Annotated in this window: 22 protein-coding genes and 1 pseudogene; 16 read left to right on the top strand and 7 right to left on the bottom strand. The window is 35.6% G+C overall.

Annotated elements, in window-relative coordinates:
- Positions 1-4: 4 nt before the first annotated feature.
- Entirely contained in the window at positions 5-427 is a 423-nt protein-coding gene (locus ACIQXI_RS09970; protein ID WP_402924060.1) for an ATP-binding protein, read from the bottom strand.
- 851 nt (positions 428-1,278) lie between these two features.
- Between ACIQXI_RS09970 and glnA the strand changes: the two genes are divergently transcribed.
- Positions 1,279-2,613, top strand: coding sequence for a type I glutamate--ammonia ligase (gene glnA / locus ACIQXI_RS09965; protein WP_402924058.1), 1,335 nt, complete (start codon positions 1,279-1,281; stop codon positions 2,611-2,613).
- 96 nt (positions 2,614-2,709) lie between these two features.
- Here the strand turns inward: glnA and ACIQXI_RS21990 are convergent, their stop codons facing one another.
- On the bottom strand, positions 2,710-2,841 hold the full coding sequence (locus ACIQXI_RS21990; RefSeq protein WP_483869711.1) for a hypothetical protein: 132 nt from the start codon (positions 2,839-2,841) through the stop codon (positions 2,710-2,712).
- A gap of 183 nt (positions 2,842-3,024) precedes the next feature.
- On the opposite strand from ACIQXI_RS21990, the gene ACIQXI_RS09955 reads away from it, so the two are divergent.
- The 6 genes from ACIQXI_RS09955 to ACIQXI_RS09930 all read left to right on the top strand — a co-directional run bounded on the left by ACIQXI_RS09955 (position 3,025) and on the right by ACIQXI_RS09930 (position 6,053).
- On the top strand, positions 3,025-3,726 hold the full coding sequence (locus ACIQXI_RS09955) for a hypothetical protein (RefSeq protein ID WP_402924054.1): 702 nt from the start codon (positions 3,025-3,027) through the stop codon (positions 3,724-3,726).
- An 11-nt stretch (positions 3,727-3,737) separates the two neighbouring features.
- Complete coding sequence (locus ACIQXI_RS09950; protein ID WP_402924052.1) at positions 3,738-4,100, top strand: hypothetical protein; 363 nt, start codon at positions 3,738-3,740, stop codon at positions 4,098-4,100.
- A 21-nt stretch (positions 4,101-4,121) separates the two neighbouring features.
- Entirely contained in the window at positions 4,122-4,565 is a 444-nt protein-coding gene (locus ACIQXI_RS09945; RefSeq protein ID WP_402924050.1) for a tape measure protein, read from the top strand.
- A 14-nt stretch (positions 4,566-4,579) separates the two neighbouring features.
- A complete protein-coding gene (locus ACIQXI_RS09940) occupies positions 4,580-4,720 on the top strand; it encodes a hypothetical protein (RefSeq protein ID WP_402924049.1) in 141 nt (46 codons plus the stop codon).
- A 273-nt stretch (positions 4,721-4,993) separates the two neighbouring features.
- Positions 4,994-5,356, top strand: coding sequence for a BslA/BslB family hydrophobin (locus ACIQXI_RS09935; protein WP_402924047.1), 363 nt, complete (start codon positions 4,994-4,996; stop codon positions 5,354-5,356).
- 448 nt (positions 5,357-5,804) lie between these two features.
- Positions 5,805-6,053 carry a hypothetical protein gene (locus ACIQXI_RS09930; RefSeq protein ID WP_402924045.1) on the top strand — a complete coding sequence of 83 codons (249 nt, stop codon included), beginning with the start codon at positions 5,805-5,807 and terminating at the stop codon, positions 6,051-6,053.
- Positions 6,054-7,035: 982 nt separating this feature from the next.
- Here ACIQXI_RS09930 and ACIQXI_RS09925 read toward each other — a convergent pair.
- Both ACIQXI_RS09925 and ACIQXI_RS09920 read right to left on the bottom strand, forming a co-directional pair.
- A complete protein-coding gene (locus ACIQXI_RS09925) occupies positions 7,036-7,227 on the bottom strand; it encodes a DUF4177 domain-containing protein (protein WP_402924042.1) in 192 nt (63 codons plus the stop codon).
- Between the two features lie 443 nt (positions 7,228-7,670).
- Entirely contained in the window at positions 7,671-8,771 is a 1,101-nt protein-coding gene (locus ACIQXI_RS09920) for an NADH:flavin oxidoreductase (RefSeq protein ID WP_402924040.1), read from the bottom strand.
- 113 nt (positions 8,772-8,884) lie between these two features.
- Here ACIQXI_RS09920 and ACIQXI_RS09915 point away from each other — a divergent pair, with 113 nt between their 5' ends.
- The gene (locus tag ACIQXI_RS09915; RefSeq protein ID WP_402924038.1) at positions 8,885-9,739 is read left to right on the top strand and encodes a LysR family transcriptional regulator; all 855 of its coding nucleotides are present in this window, start codon (positions 8,885-8,887) and stop codon (positions 9,737-9,739) included.
- Positions 9,740-9,831: 92 nt separating this feature from the next.
- On the opposite strand, the gene ACIQXI_RS09910 is transcribed toward ACIQXI_RS09915, so the two are convergent.
- Positions 9,832-9,981 carry a hypothetical protein gene (locus ACIQXI_RS09910; protein WP_402924036.1) on the bottom strand — a complete coding sequence of 50 codons (150 nt, stop codon included), beginning with the start codon at positions 9,979-9,981 and terminating at the stop codon, positions 9,832-9,834.
- Positions 9,982-10,125: 144 nt separating this feature from the next.
- Here ACIQXI_RS09910 and ACIQXI_RS09905 point away from each other — a divergent pair, with 144 nt between their 5' ends.
- The 3 genes from ACIQXI_RS09905 to ACIQXI_RS09895 are packed head-to-tail and all read left to right on the top strand — an operon-like array spanning position 10,126 to position 11,901.
- Positions 10,126-10,584: an NUDIX hydrolase gene (locus ACIQXI_RS09905; protein WP_402924033.1), complete on the top strand. Its 459-nt coding sequence runs from the start codon at positions 10,126-10,128 to the stop codon at positions 10,582-10,584.
- A 59-nt stretch (positions 10,585-10,643) separates the two neighbouring features.
- Complete coding sequence (locus tag ACIQXI_RS09900) at positions 10,644-11,096, top strand: HIT family protein (RefSeq protein WP_402924030.1); 453 nt, start codon at positions 10,644-10,646, stop codon at positions 11,094-11,096.
- Positions 11,089-11,901: a PP2C family serine/threonine-protein phosphatase gene (locus tag ACIQXI_RS09895; RefSeq protein ID WP_402924027.1), complete on the top strand. Its 813-nt coding sequence runs from the start codon at positions 11,089-11,091 to the stop codon at positions 11,899-11,901. Before ACIQXI_RS09900 ends, ACIQXI_RS09895 begins: the two co-directional genes overlap by 8 nt.
- A 44-nt stretch (positions 11,902-11,945) precedes the next feature.
- Here the strand turns inward: ACIQXI_RS09895 and ACIQXI_RS09890 are convergent.
- Positions 11,946-12,038: pseudogene (locus ACIQXI_RS09890) on the bottom strand (hypothetical protein); the annotation flags it as partial.
- A gap of 207 nt (positions 12,039-12,245) precedes the next feature.
- Here ACIQXI_RS09890 and ACIQXI_RS09885 point away from each other — a divergent pair.
- The 5 genes from ACIQXI_RS09885 to ACIQXI_RS09865 all read left to right on the top strand — a co-directional run bounded on the left by ACIQXI_RS09885 (position 12,246) and on the right by ACIQXI_RS09865 (position 16,309).
- Complete coding sequence (locus tag ACIQXI_RS09885; protein WP_402924025.1) at positions 12,246-13,229, top strand: EAL domain-containing protein; 984 nt, start codon at positions 12,246-12,248, stop codon at positions 13,227-13,229.
- Between the two features lie 221 nt (positions 13,230-13,450).
- The gene (locus tag ACIQXI_RS09880) at positions 13,451-15,031 is read left to right on the top strand and encodes a phytoene desaturase family protein (protein ID WP_402924023.1); all 1,581 of its coding nucleotides are present in this window, start codon (positions 13,451-13,453) and stop codon (positions 15,029-15,031) included.
- An 86-nt stretch (positions 15,032-15,117) separates the two neighbouring features.
- On the top strand, positions 15,118-15,864 hold the full coding sequence (locus ACIQXI_RS09875) for a carotenoid biosynthesis protein (protein ID WP_402924021.1): 747 nt from the start codon (positions 15,118-15,120) through the stop codon (positions 15,862-15,864).
- Between the two features lie 65 nt (positions 15,865-15,929).
- On the top strand, positions 15,930-16,196 hold the full coding sequence (locus ACIQXI_RS09870) for a tautomerase family protein (RefSeq protein WP_402924019.1): 267 nt from the start codon (positions 15,930-15,932) through the stop codon (positions 16,194-16,196).
- A complete protein-coding gene (locus ACIQXI_RS09865; protein ID WP_402924016.1) occupies positions 16,166-16,309 on the top strand; it encodes a tautomerase family protein in 144 nt (47 codons plus the stop codon). Before ACIQXI_RS09870 ends, ACIQXI_RS09865 begins: the two co-directional genes overlap by 31 nt.
- A 125-nt stretch (positions 16,310-16,434) precedes the next feature.
- Here ACIQXI_RS09865 and ACIQXI_RS09860 read toward each other — a convergent pair whose 3' ends face one another.
- On the bottom strand, positions 16,435-17,499 hold the full coding sequence (locus ACIQXI_RS09860; protein ID WP_402924013.1) for a branched-chain amino acid aminotransferase: 1,065 nt from the start codon (positions 17,497-17,499) through the stop codon (positions 16,435-16,437).
- Between the last annotated feature and the right edge of the window lie 189 nt (positions 17,500-17,688).

The raw sequence follows: 17,688 nt of genomic DNA, 5'->3' as shown, positions 1-17,688 counted from the left end.
ATGCTTATTCATGAAATTTCTTTGAAACACCGACTAAAAATTTTGTTTCCGAAATATGTTTGAACCAAATAGCGTCGACCATATGTTGGATGAAAAATAAACCACGACCACGATCTGAGTAATTTTCTTCATTCAAATCGAATTGCAAAGCTTTATTCAATTCGGTAGCAGAAATTCCTTGTGCTTCATCAATAACAGTTAGTTTAATCTCCTCGTCGTTCTGGGAGATTTGTACTTGTATCGTGTTACTATGGGGGCTACCAATATTTTTCATCGTCGCTTCAATCGCATTAATGACCAATTCATGTAAGACAAACCGTAATTCTCTACTAAAAGGTACATTATAAATTGTTGTATAGTCTGCCATCACGTTATCTATAAAACGCACTGCTTGCCTATTTGCTTGAATACGCAGTATAAGTTCCATTGCCAATCACCTATCTAGTACTCGAAATGACTATTATGCTTTGCTTAATAGCAGCATCCAGTAAAAGATATTAGAAAACTTGAGCCATCACGATTGTTAAACAGTGTAAAATTATTCGATTAGTTGCATATAAAAAGTGCTAAGCAGTTTCACTCCTTTCTTAAAGTTATAAGAGAAGTTAAGCAATCTTATCGGACAATCTGATAACATCGCAATTATTTTTACAAGTCATAATCCAACTGTAGTGAGTCTATGTATTTTTAGTTAGGTTTTCAAAGTGGAGACAATCTATTTATTAGGAATTTGTACAATGACTATGTCTTTTGCCTGGAGTTTTCGAAGTTCGGCTTTAACTTGGTAGTGTAAGACCGTTTGAAAGAGAGTTTTACAATAGATAAAATCAAAAGGTCTATATCCACCGTAATGATTAATGTTTTCTGTTCAATTACATTAATAGGGAGTGGTTTACATCCACTAATGAATAGTACGAAATATCTTGTTTGACATCGAGAAAATATATTTCGCTTATAATGTACCAGTAAAATATAAATAAATCAAGACTAATGTGCTATAAAAAATAAATTTAACTACTCTGTAAGTATTAATTTTGTTGATATATAGCTACTTATAGACTAAATAAAAAATTTTATAAATGTAGTTATTTTGGATTAGATGTATACGAAAACATTTTGCTCACTATTTTATATATCTAAAAAAAAGATAAAATTATTCGAAAAAAGTCATGTAATAAAACATAACATGCCCATTGCGTCATTTCATTGTTTTAGTGTAATTTAAAAGCAGTTATAAAAAAATATGTAAAGAAAAATAACAAATTGGAGTGGTGAACAATGAAGCATCAAACAAAAGATGATATTATCCGCATTGTGAAGGAAGAAAATGTGAAATTTATTCGCCTACAATTTACTGATATATTGGGCTCGATAAAAAATGTAGAAATACCGGTGAGTCAATTATCAAAAGCATTAGACAATAAAGTGATGTTCGACGGTTCCTCTATTGAAGGGTTTGTCCGCATTGAGGAATCAGATATGTATTTACGTCCAGACTTAGATACATTCGTTATCTTTCCATGGACGGCGGAAAGGGGCAAGGTAGCACGCTTAATATGTGATATTGCACGACCTGATGGAACAGCATTTGAAGGTGACCCACGGTCCAATTTGAAACGTGTATTAAAGGAAATGGAGGATTTAGGGTTTACTTCGTTTAACCTTGGGCCAGAGCCGGAATTTTTCTTGTTTAAACTAGATGATAAAGGACACCCAACACTAGAACTAAATGATAGCGGTGGGTATTTCGATTTAGCGCCAACGGATTTAGGCGAAAATTGTCGCCGTGACATTGTACTCGAACTAGAAGGAATGGGTTTTGAAATTGAAGCGTCTCATCACGAAGTAGCGCCTGGCCAGCACGAAATTGATTTTAAATATGCGAATGCGATTGAAGCTTGTGATAACATTCAAACGTTCAAACTTGTTGTTAAAACGGTAGCCGCTCAGCACGGTTTGCATGCAACCTTTATGCCAAAACCTTTATTCGGTGTGAACGGTTCAGGAATGCATTTTAATCTTTCGCTGTTTGAAGGCGATAAAAATGCTTTCTACGATGAACATGCAGATTTGCAATTAAGTGAAACAGCGCGTAGCTTTATGGCGGGGGTACTAAAACATGTTCACGGCTTTACAGCAGTAACCAATCCATTGGTCAATTCCTACAAACGATTAGTTCCTGGCTATGAAGCACCGTGCTATGTAGCTTGGTCAGCTCAAAATCGCTCACCACTAATTCGTATTCCAGCAGCACGAGGATTGTCAACACGTATTGAATTACGTTCCGTAGATCCAGCGGCCAATCCATATTTAGCGATGGCAGTCATTTTAGCAGCAGGGCTCGATGGCATTCGCAAAGGCCTAACACCACCGGATGCTGTGGATCGCAATATTTATAAAATGGATCGTGCAGAGCGAGAATTAAATGGGATTGATAGCTTACCAGCATCTTTAGAATTCGCATTAATCGAGCTAGAAATGGATCATATCGTACGTGACGCACTAGGAAATCACATTTTTGAAAAATTCACAGAAGCAAAGGAAATTGAATGGAACAAATACCGCACACGCGTCCACAACTGGGAACGCGATGAATATTTGACGATGTACTAGAAAAGAAGTGTTGGGGCTGTAGGGCACCGACACTTCTTTGTTTTTTTGCCCACATGGGTCTGTTTTACTGTCCACAAATTGCCCACAAGAATTTTTTTATTTTTGTTGCTCCATATATTTATCAAAACTATCAATTGATTTTTGTTTAATATTATCTGATAAATATGCATAAATATTCATGGTTGTCATAATGGACTCATGACCCAATCTTTCAGAAATCGACTTCATATCCCATCCAGCCTCCATCAACATAACAGTGTGAGTATGACGGGTAGAGTAAGCCAAATGGATTGTTTTATTCATGCTGGGGGTAAAGTACGGGCAAGAGAAAACGATAATTACCCACTAAGCTAAATTTATATAGTGAAATCCCTCTATATTTTGTATATTTGTGTATGAGGAGGGATATTAGTGAAATTTTTCTTGCGTCTTGCATCACTAATTTTATGGTTTTGGGCAATTGGTTTTACTATTGGTGGAGTTTCAGTTATCATTCAAAATAATTTCAATATAGTAGCGATATTATTCTTTGTAGTTACTATTGGTTTATTTGTTTACTTTGGAATTTACTTATGGAAAAAGTCTATGAAGTATAACAGATCAGATAATCTGGTTGAAACAGCAGCTGAAAGATTTGAAAGGGAAAGTGAAATTCCTGGTTCAAAGGCACGTCAACAAAAACTAAATGCAGATACTTGTATACAAGTAAAGCATATGGCAGGTCTCCCGATAGCAGAGGGAGCAGAAATTTTTGTATACAGATGTGAAAATAAAGTTATATTTGAAAGAAACCAAGATACTATTGAATTGGATATTTTGAAAGTTCGAGATATTTTGATTAAAACTGATGTCGAAATTCAGAAAAGTTATGTAAGTAGTACTGGTGGGGCTGTAGGTGGTTATGTACTATTCGGGGCATTAGGAGCCATGATTGGTGGACGAGCAAAAGAAAAGACAAGTACTATTATTGAAAAATACTTAATCTTTGCATATGAAAAAGGAAATGAATTAGATTATATCTCCATGGAAGTTACTAATGAACCAAATGCACTTTTATTTAACACAAACTACTATGAATTATCGAAAAATGAAAGAAGAATGACAAGTCTTTAAGGAGCACCTTTGTGGTGCTCTTTTTCTTTGCTTCGAGAGGAAGTGATAATATCGCAACAATTCGTACTGCTATCCAAATTCAAGATCGTATGAGTCAACCCATGAGAGCGATGCATAACGCAGTATCAATGATGGTAAATCAGATGGAAGCAATGCATGTGGCGTCAGGACAAATGATAGATACTTCTTGTGTTGAATTAGCGCGGAGGGAATTAGCATTAGCAGCGCAAGTAATAAGTTCAATTGAGCAGGAAGTAAATAATGCTTCGGGTGCTCAACAAAGATTTACAAACAATATTAGGGATGGCACAAGTGCAGCGGATGGGTTGTTAAATAAAATTATTGGGATTGTAGGAGCTTATCTAAGTATTTGATCAGCCGGAAGTATTTTATCTGTGGCTGAAGATATTACAAATACTACTGCTCGTTTAGATATTATGAACGATGGCTTACAAACGACTGCTCAACTAAATGATAAAATTTTAGCTTCAGCAAATCGTACTTATTCTTCATTTGATGATACTGCTGATATGGTTGCAAAGTTGGGTATTTTAGCTAGTGAAGCATTCTCTTCTAATGATGAGATTATTGCTTTTGCAGAGCAATTAAATAAACACTTTGCTATTTCTGGCACAGAATTACATGGGGGGTCAAGCAGTAACCCTCCAATTAACACAAGCCATGGCAAGTTTGTGGAATATCTTTTCAGCAATTGCAGAGTTTTTCGTCAATGTGTGGAGCCATCGGATGTATTCAGTGAAAAAATTATTCTACAATCTCCTAGCAATTTATTAAATCGCACAATTACTATGTTGAAACAGGCTTTGCGAATGCCATGAACGGAGGCTTTATTATGATTTACGGCGCATTAAAAATTGTCATTAATGGCGGGAAGTATAATCGTGAAGATACGTTAAATAAAATAGACTTTTATTTATTAAAAGGACGTATCACTCAGGAGCAATACAATGAACTTGAATTGTTAATGCAATAAACAATCGTCCCATATTGTTTAGTTTCAAAGAAAAAGCAAGCATAGGCTTAATTATAATTTCATTATATAGATCTTGGTTAGTTTTTTGAGAGTTTCGTTTGATAAATTAAATTATGGGGAAATAAGTATTTGAAATTACTGTTGATTGATCGCCGTATGCGATGAAAGTCGCCCGTACGGTGAAGGCTCGTTATAAAACATGCAGATGTATAAAGCGAGAATAGCAAACCAGCACCAACTGTAACTAAAGGGAGTTTTTGGATAAACAATCCAATGGTAACAAAAAGCGCTACTTATTCAAGTGGTCAAATTAAAATGATAAGGCTAGATTATTATGCTGAGACTGCATTTGTTAATGGTACACTCACTATTCAATTACCGAGTGAAATTACTGTTACTACTGCCGATCAAGTAAGTTTTGTTGGGTGGAGATATATCACAGCATCAGAGATTAGCAACGATGGTCATACTTTAACTTTTACAGGAATAAATTCAAGTGGAGATTTTGCTATTGCATTAAATAACAAAACTATTCCAGTTCAAGGAAATTATGATATTTTTGCTCAGGCAGATGCAGATGGAACTGGCGATTCTTATTCAGGGGATTCAGAATCTGTCACATTAATATCAGAATAATTTTTAACCCCATCTTTTTTTAAGGTGGGGGTTTTTCTTGAATAATTCTTTATCAACGCATGATTTTTAAGTTACAATCGTCCCATATTGTTCAGTTACAAAGTAAACGAAAGCATAAGCTTAGCAATTTTTTTATAACCAAAATAAATAAATGGAATAAGCACTCGTTAATGGTAATATATAACTATTGGGGGAAATAAGATTATGAACTACTGTTGATGGATCGCCGTATGCGATGAAAGTCGCCTGTACGGTGAAGGCTCATTATAAGCGTGTTTACGTATAAGATGAGAATAGCGTACCGAATAAAAATGGTTTTACTAATAGTATTGACTTCTTAAATGTGGGAAGTGCCTTTATCGCTCAAGAACCGTTATATTTCTTGGATGGCACCCAACTACCTGAATGGTTTGATGTAACTAATTATCCACTACTAGCAGATAGGGAATTGGCTGGTAGGATTATAGCAACAACAGCTTCGCCATTAAATTCAGATGTACGAGTGAGTACAATTCGTTATGTTTCTAGTTTTAGCATATATAGTAACTTATTAGAAATTCAAACACAAGGTACTCTAAAAATGGGGGATACTATATCTGTGAATGCAAATCAATTTAAATATAGTGATGGCACTGTCCTTTCGGGTAAATTAATTCTTGAATACAATGGTTCTCAATGGATTTCTAGAATTGAGTAGCAATAAACAACACCATTATAACTTCAATTTTTTAGGTGGGGTTTCTTTTGCAAATTGGCCTCATATTGTGTTAAGTAAATCTTAACATAAGTGATACTTATTAATTTTGTAGAATTGCAGATTCTGATAATGATACTTTAAGTTATACATTCGAATCAGCAGGTGAAACAATAGTTACTATAACAGATAAAGGGAACGGAATTGTAGAATTCAAAAGAGTATCTCATCCTTCTAGTCAAATTGAAATTACTTTCAAAATAACGGCAGCTGATGGGGAAGAAATACTGTGTCAGATGTTTTCAAAGTAAAAATTAATTAAAATCAGTTTGATAAATAAAAGCCTTCTACTATAAAAAGTGGAGGGCTTTTATTATGCGCTGTGAGAACAATTGAGATGGGCAGTGGTACATGTTACAGAATATTGATTAATCTCATGGCTTATAAATTTTAGTTACCAATATTTTTTTACTATTCTAGTATCGGAATTTAATGTTTTAAAAAATCATACAAAATACTCGATTAATGAGACAGAGCATTTAATAAAGCCCCAGGTATTCAATTAATTTTGAGCCTGGGCTCTTTTTATTTCATAAAATTTTACGCTTTATTTTCAAATAGAGAAAAATCAAATCAATAGTTTCCTCGCTCAAAATTTGATTGTAAAAGTTTATTCAATTATTATGCATATTGCTAATAAAAAGTTTGCCCCACAAAGCTCTTTGTTTATTGCCTACATAATGTCCGCAAGAACTAGTATAACTATCTGTTATCAAGCGGTGAAAGTCGAAAAATACTGTTAAATCAATCTTTGTGGTGTGTAGAAATTCTTCAAATTTAATAGGGACAGAAATCGCACACGCGTCCACAACTGGGAACGTGATGAATATATGACAATGTACTAGAAAAGAAGTGTTGGGGCTGTAGGGCACCGACACTTCTTTGTTTTTTTCTAACATGTTGCAAGGAAGAGACTTTTACTGCATTATTCAAGATCTTCTTCAAATTTTTCAAAAATTAAATCATTGGCTTTAATCTGACCATATGAACCACTGCTTTTAGGAATAGCAGCAACAAATCTCCAGCCTTCTTTACTATACTTATCGATTAATTCTCTATGACTTTCCAATGCAAAAAAACCTGCAACCTTTGCCTCTACATACATATATTTATACATTTTATCCACCTCATCTATTTTGTGATTTTTACAAAATTAACAATGGTAATAAATGATTATACGATTCTAAATGGGAAAAGTTTCTAACAAATTATTAACTAGTCCTATCAAGTCATACCTATGCTACATCAATTATCAAGTGGAATATTCATAGTTAAAGCTGACTAATCCGAATGACTGTCTGTGGTCGATTTTGTATAAAGTTGGATATGAGACGTAAGCATAGAGTCGCATTGAAGGCTATGTCGAGTTGGGATGTAGCAAGAAATACAAGAATTGCTTAATAGTCCTTCGTGGTGAAGCGAAAGGTCTGCGTTTTCCAAATCTAAAGGCCAAGCACTATTTGAAGAAATCATCTTAACTTTTTGACATTAGCCAGTGTCGTAATCATTTAAAACCTCACCATGTTGACTTGGTGAGGTTTTAAAAGTAAATAAATGTTATTATAGTTCGAAATCTTTAATATTGGCAATGGGATAAAGTACTTGTGCTGGGTTAAATTCTTTTAAAGCCTCGCCATTGGTCATTTTCTTTACCCAATCGTGGTTTGCCAGTGCACCTTTTCCTAGGGTGATAAGATCAGCATGACCATTAGTAATCATTTCAGAAGCACGTTCCGGTTGATCTAACTGGCCATTTGCGATAATCGGTAATTGACTATATTTTTTAGCAAGGGCTACAAGAGAATCACTGCCACTGCCTGTGTCAAATGCGGGCTGCCACGCTTGGTATTCTGTAATATGAATATAATCAGCGCCAGCTTGCCCTAATGATGTAAAGATAATTTGCGCATCTTGTTCTTTTGCAGGCCACTTATAACCGAAATTATTCACTTTTGCTTGAGAAATTCGAATGCCGACGACAAAGTTTTCACCAACAGCCTTTTTAACATCTTGAATAGTTTCTACTAAAAATCTAACTCTGTTTTCTGTCGTACCGCCATATTCATCATGCCGTTCGTTCGTATAGGGTGTCAGAAAAGCATCTAATAAATAACCATTTGCACCATGCAATTCGATGCCGTCAAAACCAACGGATTTAGCACGTAATGCCGCATCGACAAAATGCTGTTTCACTTCCACTATTTCTTCTTTTGTGATTTCACGCGGTATGGGAAAGGCTCCCTCTCCTAGATAAAACGCCAGTTGTTCGCCTGTAGGTTGAATCGCTGAAGGAGCAATACTTTCATTAACGAATCGATTACCTTGTGATAGTGGGCCAGCATGTTGTAACTGCATGACAATCTTTGCTCCTGCTGTGTGAACAGCATCGACAACGCTTTGCCACGCTTGTGCTTGCTCCTCATAAGCAATACCTGGTTGATATTGATATGCTTGACTATGTTTTTGATCGATATAGGTGCCTTCCGTAATAATTAATCCAAAGTCTCCTTCAGCAAATGAACGATAATAGGCAGCCATTATATCTGTGACCAACCCTTCTTCAGTCGCACTAATCCGCGTCATTGGTGCCAATCCTACTCGATTTTTAAGGGTCATTCCCGCTAGATTAAATGGCTCTAAAATTGTATTTGTCAAAATCATTACCTCCTAATATATAAGTTTGGTATTAGTTTACATCCTAATATCACTTTAGTAAAATTGATAAAACCGATAAATTAGTTCAATAAAATTGAACGTCAGGAGATCATACGTTTATGGAAATTCGGCATCTCATTACATTTAAAACAATTGTAGAAAAAGGAGGGTTTAATAAAACAGCAGAGCATCTTGGTTATGCCCAATCTTCTATTACAACGCATATTAAAGAACTTGAGCAAGAACTAGGGAGACCATTATTTGACCGACTAGGAAAGAAAGTCATGTTAACGCAATATGGCCAACAATTTTTGACGTATGCTATAAAAATCATTGAACTGTACAATCAATCATTAAATATTGATAAAGAACCACAAGGCGATTTAACGTTAGGCATTTCGGAGTCATTAACAATTTGTCGAGTGCCAGCGATTCTTCTGGATTATAAAATGAAATATCCAAAAGTAAGGCTATTATTAAAATCACTTGAAAACTATGATGTAGCGACGAGTCTTAAAAATGGGGAAATCGATATTGCGTTAATATTGGAGAAAAATGATTGGCAACAAGAAGACCTTTACACGGAGAAACTCATCCAAGAACGGATGGTGAAGATTAGCTCCTCCAATAAAGTGCTAACAAATACCGCGCTGTTTGCTGAATCCAAGTGCAGTTATAAGTCAGTCTTTGACGAATATATTCGCAATCAAGCTATCGATATTAGAGAAAGTTTAGAATTCCAAAGTATAGAAGCAATTAAACATTGCGTCAAAAATGGCTTAGGCTTCTCGGTAGTCCCTTACTTTTCCGTGAAAGAAGAATTAGAAGATAAAAAGTTGCATGGGGAGTTTGTACCCGAACAACATGCAACCATCTCCACGTTTTTGACATACCATAAGGATAAATGGCTTTCTCCTTCCATTATTCGTATGATTGAAATCATGCAAAAACATGCACAAAAGTGGGATTGCTAAAAGATAGTGTAGCCTCAAGACGCAAAATAAAAAGACAGAAAACCAGCGGAATTATGAGTTGGTTTTCTGTCTTTTTTAATACGTATAAGAAATTATTCTTTTGATTTATCTTCCATATGATCTTTGTGTGTGGAAGGTGCTTCAGTATCTGACGGCTCAGTATCGTCTTTCGCATTACCACATCCAAATAATAACCCTGTTGTTAAAACTAACGTAAAAGTACCGATGATTAATTTTTTCATCCATTCACCTCATAATGGAATTGTATTGCTTATTCTTTCTTTAGATTTTGTCTTCATACATTGTGGATTAAATAAGAGTTTCTGTTTTAGTTGGATAAATATGTTAATATAAGTTGTATAACATTTGATAGTTAAGGAGAAAAAATGAATTACATCCAAACAATGCGGCAGCTCATTGGCAATGAACTGTTAATGACCGTAGGCTGTGGCGTTATAATTGAACAAGATAATCAAATTTTATTGCAACATCGAACAGATCAAGATGTTTGGGGGATTCCTGGTGGTGTGATGGAGCCTGGGGAGACGTTTCTTGAAGAGGCTATAAGAGAAACGTATGAAGAGACTGGTTTACAAGTTGAACAATTAGCGTTGTTTGGTATTTATTCTGGAGAAGAAGGATTTGCTGCATATTCAAATGGCGACAAAGTGTTCAGCGTTCAAATAATATTCCACTCCAGCTGTTTTACAGGGCAAATTCAGGACTCTGAAGAAAGTCACGAACATCGATTTTTTTCACGTGATAATCTTCCACATTTAAACGGACATCAAGCACGATTTATTCACGACTGGGTAAATAAAATAAGCTTACCGGTAATTAAATAATATGATGAAGGGTTAAGGAAATTTAAATAAACAGGATACAACATAGGGGGCGAAGGGGTATGAACAATTGTTTTATTTGCGATAAACACGCGGGGATTATAGCAACATCAGGAGAAATGATATACGAAGATGACTATATTTACGTCGGTCATATTGATAGAAATGGTAAACCTAATTACTTAGGTCATATTATGATTGATTTAAAAAGACATGTGCCAACACTAGCTGATATGACTGTGAATGAAGCAAAGGCATTTGGCGTTATAATGGCTAGAGTGAGCAAGGCGCTAATGGAGTCTGAACATGCTGAGCATGTTTATTCACTTGTTTCTGGAAATTCAGTGCCACATCTTCATATGCATATTGTTGCTCGTTATCCGAATACACCGAAAGAATACTGGGGACCAATGGAAGTTTATGATTGGGTAGATGCGCCGATGGGAGACGAGGAGGCTGTTCTTGCACTTTGTCGTCGTATCAAAAGTTATTTAGAGGATCATCCATATGAATAATCTTTTTGAGGATTTGAGTTGGGTTGGAAGCCAAAAAGATTTTGTTGATCAGATAAATATTCAACCATATCATCACATGATTGTTGGGAGATATGGAGGTAATTCAGGTGCAGGGCAATCTAAAAATGAAGATGGCTGTTTAATATGGTGTAGTGATGAGGAAGATTGGGAATTCGCTATTATTTTGGATGCACATAATACAGCCGAGAGTGCTGAAATAATTGTAGAGCTTTTCAATGCGGAGAAGATGCAACTTAAAAATTTATTAGCATCCCCAGCTACGCAACAAATGTTTGGAAAACTTGAAGAAAAAATAGTCTCCATGTTTCAATCTGGTGAGTTCCTAAATGCTTGCCGGAATGTAACAGGAGAAACAGCCTGTTTAATCGTAGTTAGAAAACATAAATATGTATGGTGGTTTTCAGTGGGTGACTGTATTTTATATTTATTTCACCCAGATCTAGCTGCACTCGGTCAGTTTCAGATAAATCAAAGGCAGTTTTATGAATGGATAGGACAAGTGAACACGTTTGATTTGGCAGTGCCGTGTTACAGTGTTGGGATTAGGGAATTAAGAGAAGGGGAAAACCGCATTTTGCTAACGACAGATGGTCTAATCGAATGCCCGAATGAACCATACTCGAATCCGAGAAACATTTATAATGCTGTTACGAACATGAAAGATGAGGAAAGTATTCTTTGTATGTTGAACACCATTCAAAAAAATAATGTAAGAGATAGTACTACAATTGTTTTTTGGAAAATTAATTGCATAGAAAAAGCCACTCAACCGAGTAATGCGTAAGAAAGGAGCGTTTCAAGCACTATATGAAACGCTCTTGTTCCGTTTTACTGCACAAGTATTTCTTCAATAATATTTGCAAGAATATCCGCAGTTCTATATTCCTCTTCTAATGTATTTTCTATTCCACCAATTTCTAATAGAACCGCGTTGCCTAAGTCAGCCTATGAGGCCAAGTAATGAAAACCTTTCCCGTGATTACGATAAATATAACAACAAAAGAATAGCACTTGTAAGAAGGAATTTTGTATAATTTAACGAAATCTAGGGGAGAAGCAGTTTTTTAGTGCAATATGCTTAAGCGATCACTATTGTTCGCTACTTCAATTTACTAGGGGGACGAATAAATGCCTTGCAAAAGCTGCTTAGTTTTAGAGTTACAGTATGATATTCAGTTAAAGGGCAATCAAAATCTATCAATGATGGAGAAGGTTGTGAACCATTTTAAAAGACGAGGTTTTTTGATTTCGGCAAATGAAGATTATTTTGTTATTCACGAGTCAGGCGTTAGGGAGTTTCTTGATTTTTGCCTCGATTATATGGACAAAGAGCATGTTAATTTTCGTTTAGAAAATAGAGAATGGCAGCCTATTTCAGAAATTGAAGACATTTTAGAAATGAAGTGGATTGATGAAGTCATACGCAAGAAATCGGTAATTAGCTATTCACAGCCAATTGTTGATGCAAGTGAAGAAATCTATGCCTATGAAATATTATCTAGATTTCCAAGAGAAGATGGCACGCTTATCTATCCGAACGAAATTTTTACTGCAGCAAGAAGCCGTGGTCGTCTATATGCATTAGATCGCATATGTAGAATGGCAGCCGTCAGCTATGCAGCAGTATTAAAGAAAAAGACGTTTATCAATTTTATTCCTACATCCATTTATTCCCCAGAGTTTTGTTTACAGACAACGGTTCAATTGGCGAATCAATTAGGGATAAATCCTAATCAATTTGTTTTTGAAGTAGTGGAATCCGACAAGGTTGATGATATTGACCATTTGAAATCGATTTTAAATTACTATAAACAAAAAGGTTTTCAGTATGCCTTAGATGATGTTGGTGAAGGTTATAATACGTTAGAAATGCTTGCAGATTTACAGCCTCATTACATGAAATTAGACATTAAATATGTGCAAGGTGTTAGTAAGGATAGTGAAAAACAAACAGTTGCTAAACAGTTTTTAGCAAAAGCGTTTGAAGTCAATGCCACCCCATTAGCAGAGGGGATTGAAAGCAGAGAAGACTTTGAATGGCTTAAAGAAAATGGCTATCAGCTTTTTCAAGGTTACCTATTTGGGAAACCTAGTTTAAATCCTCAACGCTAATAAACAACAATATCTAGGATAAAAGTTTGCATTAGACAAGCTTTTGTCCTAGATATTTTTTTTGTATTTTTTTTAAGGCTTAAATTATTTGCAAATTTTTGTATAGCAGTTGTATAATCTTTGTAGAATTGTTGTATAATTCGAAAACGATTTGCTTATACAACAACTTGACCAACTAAAAATAAAGAGAACTACCTTAATGCATGGGGGAGGGTTTTATAATGAAAAAGAAAAAAGACATCATTATTATCGGAGCTGGCCCAGGAGGCTTAGCATCAGCTGTGTTGCTAACTGCCAAGGGCTTTAATGTGAAAGTGTTCGAAAAAAAGAATTATATTGGTGGGAGAACGAGTGAAATTCAACTAGGGGATTATAAGTTTGATATGGGTCCTACTTTTTTAAATATGCTGTATATCGTAGAGGAGATTTTTGAACTTACGGGGCGCAATATTCATGACTACATAGAGCTAATTGACTTAAATCCTATGTACGAACTTATTTTTAATGATAAAAAAATTAAGATGACACGTGATAGAGGCGAAATGATTCGTCAAATTAACGAGCTCTTCCCAGGGAATGAAGGAAGCTATGAACGTTACATGATGGAAACCAATCGCAAGTTAGAAAAATTAGCACCTGTTTTACAAACGAGTATGAACCGTTTTACAGACTTGCTACAGCCTAAGGTTTTAAAAGCTTTAGGTGAGCTAGAAGTCGGTAAATCTTTAATCGATACATTATCTCGTTATTACAAACAAGAGGAATTACAGCTTGCGTTTACTTTCCAAGCAAAATATTTAGGGATGTCTCCATGGGAAAGTCCTGGTGCTTTTTCTATTCTGTCGTATATCGAGCATGCTTATGGCGTATATCATGTAAAAGGCGGCTTGAACAAGTTAACGCAAGCGATGGCTAAAGTTGTGCGTGAAAATGACGGTGAAATTTTTACAGGTCTAGGTGTAGCAAAGCTATGGTTAGACGGACGTAAAGTGAAAGGTGTTATTTTAGAAAATGGGGATAAAATTGCGGCGGATGATGTCATTATTAACGGTGATTTTGCGCATGCAATGACCAACTTAGTGGAACCTGGTGTACTGAAAAAATATTCAAAACAAAAGTTAGAGAAGAAAAAATATTCGTGTTCAACATTTATGTTATATCTAGGGGTAAATAAAACATTTGATTTGCCACACCATACAATTTGGTTCGCAGAGGACTATCGACAAAATGTTGAAGATATTACGAATGCCAAAGTGTTATCCGATGATCCATCTATCTATATTCAAAATGCTGTTGTAACAGATCCAACGGTTGCACCGCAAGGGAAATCAACATTGTATGTGTTAGCTCCTGTGCCAAATAATTTCAGTAACATAGATTGGGAGACATGTGAAAAAGACTATCGTGATATGTTAATCGCCATGCTAGAAAAGAAACTGGGAATTGACAATCTTGAACAATATATTGAAGTTGAAAAAATGATCTCACCACGTGTTTGGGAAGAAGAGATAGATGTCTATAAAGGAGCGACTTTTAATCTAGGTCATCAGTTAACACAAATGCTAACATTCCGTCCACATAACCAATTTGAAGAGTTAGAAAACTGTTGGTTAGTAGGTGGCGGAACACACCCAGGCAGTGGGTTGCCAATTATTTTAGAGTCTGCTCGTATTACGGCAAATGGTATTTTAAGAAAAGAGAAAATGCCGGAATTAACGATTAAGCCATTACCAAAAGTTGAATTATTTGATCCTAAAACGACAACAGGACATGGCAGTGGCATAGATGTTGTGCAAATTTAATAACATTAGTCTATTAATCTAGTTTTCCACTTTAATTGCACTGAAGCTGTAAATCAAAATCAATAAAGGTGGTGTAGCACAACTTTATGAGGTGGCAGCATTCCATTTTTTATTTTTTTCTTACTTGGTATAGCTTCGGTGTTATTTTAGTAGGGTTTAACCTATTGCCAACATGGCTGGAATGGGCAAATAGTGTGTTTATTATTACCGCTGGCATACTAGGAATTATTTATTTTGTTCGTGGATTTGGGGTAGGGCAAGGTCTGACTATAAGCATCCTTATTTTTATAATCACCTTTATTGTGGAATATTTAGGATCAGCTCATTCGGTGTTCTTTGGCTCTTATCATTATACTCAATATTTTGCACCTAATCTGTTGGGTGTACCTGTTGCAATAGGTTTTGCTTGGATTATGGTTCTTGCGACTTCTGATGCAATTGTACGTGCCATGCCTCTCACAAATCGTTGGATACACTCTATCCTTGCTGGTCTTTTAGCAGTTGTATTCGATTTAGTGCTTGATCCTGTCTCTTTCAAGGTCAAAAGTTACTGGATTTGGGAGGAGGGGGGCTACTATTACGACATTCCATTTACGAACTTCCTTGATTGGTTTTTAACTGCCTTTGTTTTACATCGCTTCATTAGTCTACTGTTTAAAAGGCGACAAGCAGATAGACAGTGGCAACAAAGGATGTTTCTTTTATATTGCTTAATGATTGTAATGTTTGCTTCAATCGCCTTGTTACATGCTCTGTATTTAGCAACGATTATTCCAATCATCGCGGTAGCTATCTTACTGTTAGTTGTGAAACAAGATGAAATTTATGAATAGCGCCAAAATGATACAGGATTTCCGAGCTTCTTATCGAAGTGTTAGTGTAGAAAGGTGAGATGAGCTTGAGTCAAATTAAAGTTTATGGTGTGCAGGAAAGGTTAAATCCTATTAAGGCCACATTGTCGGATATTATTCATTTTTGTATGGTAGAGGCACTTGGACTTCCCACTGATAAAAAATTCCCTCGCTTTTTCCCGATGAACAAAGAGGATTTTTACTATCCAAGTGATAGAACCGACTCTTATAAAATACTTGAGATTAGTATGTTTGAAGGGCGAACGCTGGCAACTTACTTACATTGTTATATGAAAAGCTTTATAGTGATCTGAATATAGCCCCTCAAGATATAGAAATTACAATTTTTGAAACGCCCAAGCATCATTGGGGAATTCGCGGGCTACCCGGCGATGAGTTAGCATTAAACTATAAAGTAAATGTTTGATTATACCGATTTTGGTATTATTTCAATGTCATGAAATAGCTTATAGAGTTTTGTTCAAAGTAGCACAAAAAAGTGTTAGATTGCCTTTAGGCAATCTAACACTTTTGTAAGTTCAAGCTAGTTTTCTATAATTTAATTGTCCAACCGAATGCATCTTCGAGCGTACCATTTTGAATGCCTGTTAATGTATCATAAAGCATTTGTGATATGTCACCAATCTCTCCGTTATTAATGACAATCTTTTCATCTCGCCATTTTAATTCTCCAACAGGTGAAATAACCGCTGCCGTGCCTGTACCAAATGCTTCTTCCAATGTACCGTTATGATAAGCCTCTACCACTTCGTCGATGGAAATGCGACGTTCTTCGACTGGAATATTTTTTGATTTTAAGACATGAAGCATGGAATCACGTGTAATCCCAGGTAAAATGCTACCATTTAATGCAGGTGTAATCACTGTACCATTTATTTTGAAGAAAATATTCATACTGCCTACTTCTTCGATATAACGATGTTCCTTGCCATCAAGCCACAAAGTTTGTGAGTACCCTTCCTGATGGGCAATTTCCTGTCCTTTTAGGGCACTCGCATAGTTACCAGCTGTTTTCGCTTCTCCAGTTCCTCCAGCTACTGCTCGAACAAAGTGTTGTTCTACCATAATTTTCACTGGATTAATGCCTTCTTTGTAGTACGTGCCAGATGGTGACATAATAATGATAAATTTGTAACTATTAGAAGGGTGGACACCTAAGTGTGGTTCTGTTGCAATAATAAAAGGTCGAATATAAAGAGATGTTCCCGGTGCTGTAGGAACCCATTCGCGATCCAATGTTACTAATTGCTTTAACGCTTCTAATGCCAGTTCTTCATCGATTGCTGGAATGACGATACGCTCGTTTGAATGATTTAAACGGTTGAAATTGCGGTCAGGACGGAATAATAGTACTTCATTATCCACTGTTGCATATGCTTTTAAGCCTTCGAAGACAGCTTGTCCATAATGGAATACCATTGCCGAAGGATCTATTGAAAGCGGCTGATATGGAATAATACGTGGATCATGCCAGCCCATTCCTTCTGTATAATCGACTATAAACATATGGTCCGTAAAAAATTGTCCAAAACCTAATTGGTCTACTGCAGGTTTTTCTTTTGGGTGTGTTGTCATAACTTTTTTTATTTCTAACATCGTCATATCCTCCGCGTATTGTGTCATTAGATGAAATATCTATAATAGTTAATAATACTGTTTATTTTAAATTAATTAAATACTAAGAATCTACTAATAATTAATAAAATTGCTGATTTATTCATTTAAACAGAAAAAATAAAGTAGACTAGGCTTAAAACTGCCTTAATCTGTCCAAAGATAGCATAA

The organism is Lysinibacillus sp. NPDC097195 (assembly GCF_044762075.1).
Classification (GTDB): domain Bacteria; phylum Bacillota; class Bacilli; order Bacillales_A; family Planococcaceae; genus Lysinibacillus.
The sequence above is the reverse complement of the archived record's forward strand: the minus strand, read 5'-3'. Positions and strand labels throughout refer to the sequence as shown.

What these genes read in the sequence shown, in the direction of transcription:
- ACIQXI_RS21990 (WP_483869711.1), bottom strand. Translation starts at nt 2,841, where the DNA reads ATGAAGTCGATTTCTGAAAGATTGGGTCATGAGTCCATTATGACAACC.
- ACIQXI_RS09915 (WP_402924038.1), top strand. Translation starts at nt 8,885, where the DNA reads ATGGAAATTCGGCATCTCATTACATTTAAAACAATTGTAGAAAAAGGA.
- ACIQXI_RS09900 (WP_402924030.1), top strand. Translation starts at nt 10,644, where the DNA reads ATGAACAATTGTTTTATTTGCGATAAACACGCGGGGATTATAGCAACA.
- ACIQXI_RS09925 (WP_402924042.1), bottom strand. Translation starts at nt 7,227, where the DNA reads ATGTATAAATATATGTATGTAGAGGCAAAGGTTGCAGGTTTTTTTGCA.
- ACIQXI_RS09860 (WP_402924013.1), bottom strand. Translation starts at nt 17,499, where the DNA reads ATGTTAGAAATAAAAAAAGTTATGACAACACACCCAAAAGAAAAACCT.
- ACIQXI_RS09940 (WP_402924049.1), top strand. Translation starts at nt 4,580, where the DNA reads ATGATTTACGGCGCATTAAAAATTGTCATTAATGGCGGGAAGTATAAT.
- ACIQXI_RS09885 (WP_402924025.1), top strand. Translation starts at nt 12,246, where the DNA reads ATGCCTTGCAAAAGCTGCTTAGTTTTAGAGTTACAGTATGATATTCAG.
- ACIQXI_RS09970 (WP_402924060.1), bottom strand. Translation starts at nt 427, where the DNA reads ATGGAACTTATACTGCGTATTCAAGCAAATAGGCAAGCAGTGCGTTTT.
- ACIQXI_RS09875 (WP_402924021.1), top strand. Translation starts at nt 15,118, where the DNA reads ATGAGGTGGCAGCATTCCATTTTTTATTTTTTTCTTACTTGGTATAGC.
- glnA (WP_402924058.1), top strand. Translation starts at nt 1,279, where the DNA reads ATGAAGCATCAAACAAAAGATGATATTATCCGCATTGTGAAGGAAGAA.
- ACIQXI_RS09910 (WP_402924036.1), bottom strand. Translation starts at nt 9,981, where the DNA reads ATGAAAAAATTAATCATCGGTACTTTTACGTTAGTTTTAACAACAGGG.
- ACIQXI_RS09935 (WP_402924047.1), top strand. Translation starts at nt 4,994, where the DNA reads ATGGTAACAAAAAGCGCTACTTATTCAAGTGGTCAAATTAAAATGATA.
- ACIQXI_RS09880 (WP_402924023.1), top strand. Translation starts at nt 13,451, where the DNA reads ATGAAAAAGAAAAAAGACATCATTATTATCGGAGCTGGCCCAGGAGGC.
- ACIQXI_RS09920 (WP_402924040.1), bottom strand. Translation starts at nt 8,771, where the DNA reads ATGATTTTGACAAATACAATTTTAGAGCCATTTAATCTAGCGGGAATG.
- ACIQXI_RS09905 (WP_402924033.1), top strand. Translation starts at nt 10,126, where the DNA reads ATGAATTACATCCAAACAATGCGGCAGCTCATTGGCAATGAACTGTTA.
- ACIQXI_RS09895 (WP_402924027.1), top strand. Translation starts at nt 11,089, where the DNA reads ATGAATAATCTTTTTGAGGATTTGAGTTGGGTTGGAAGCCAAAAAGAT.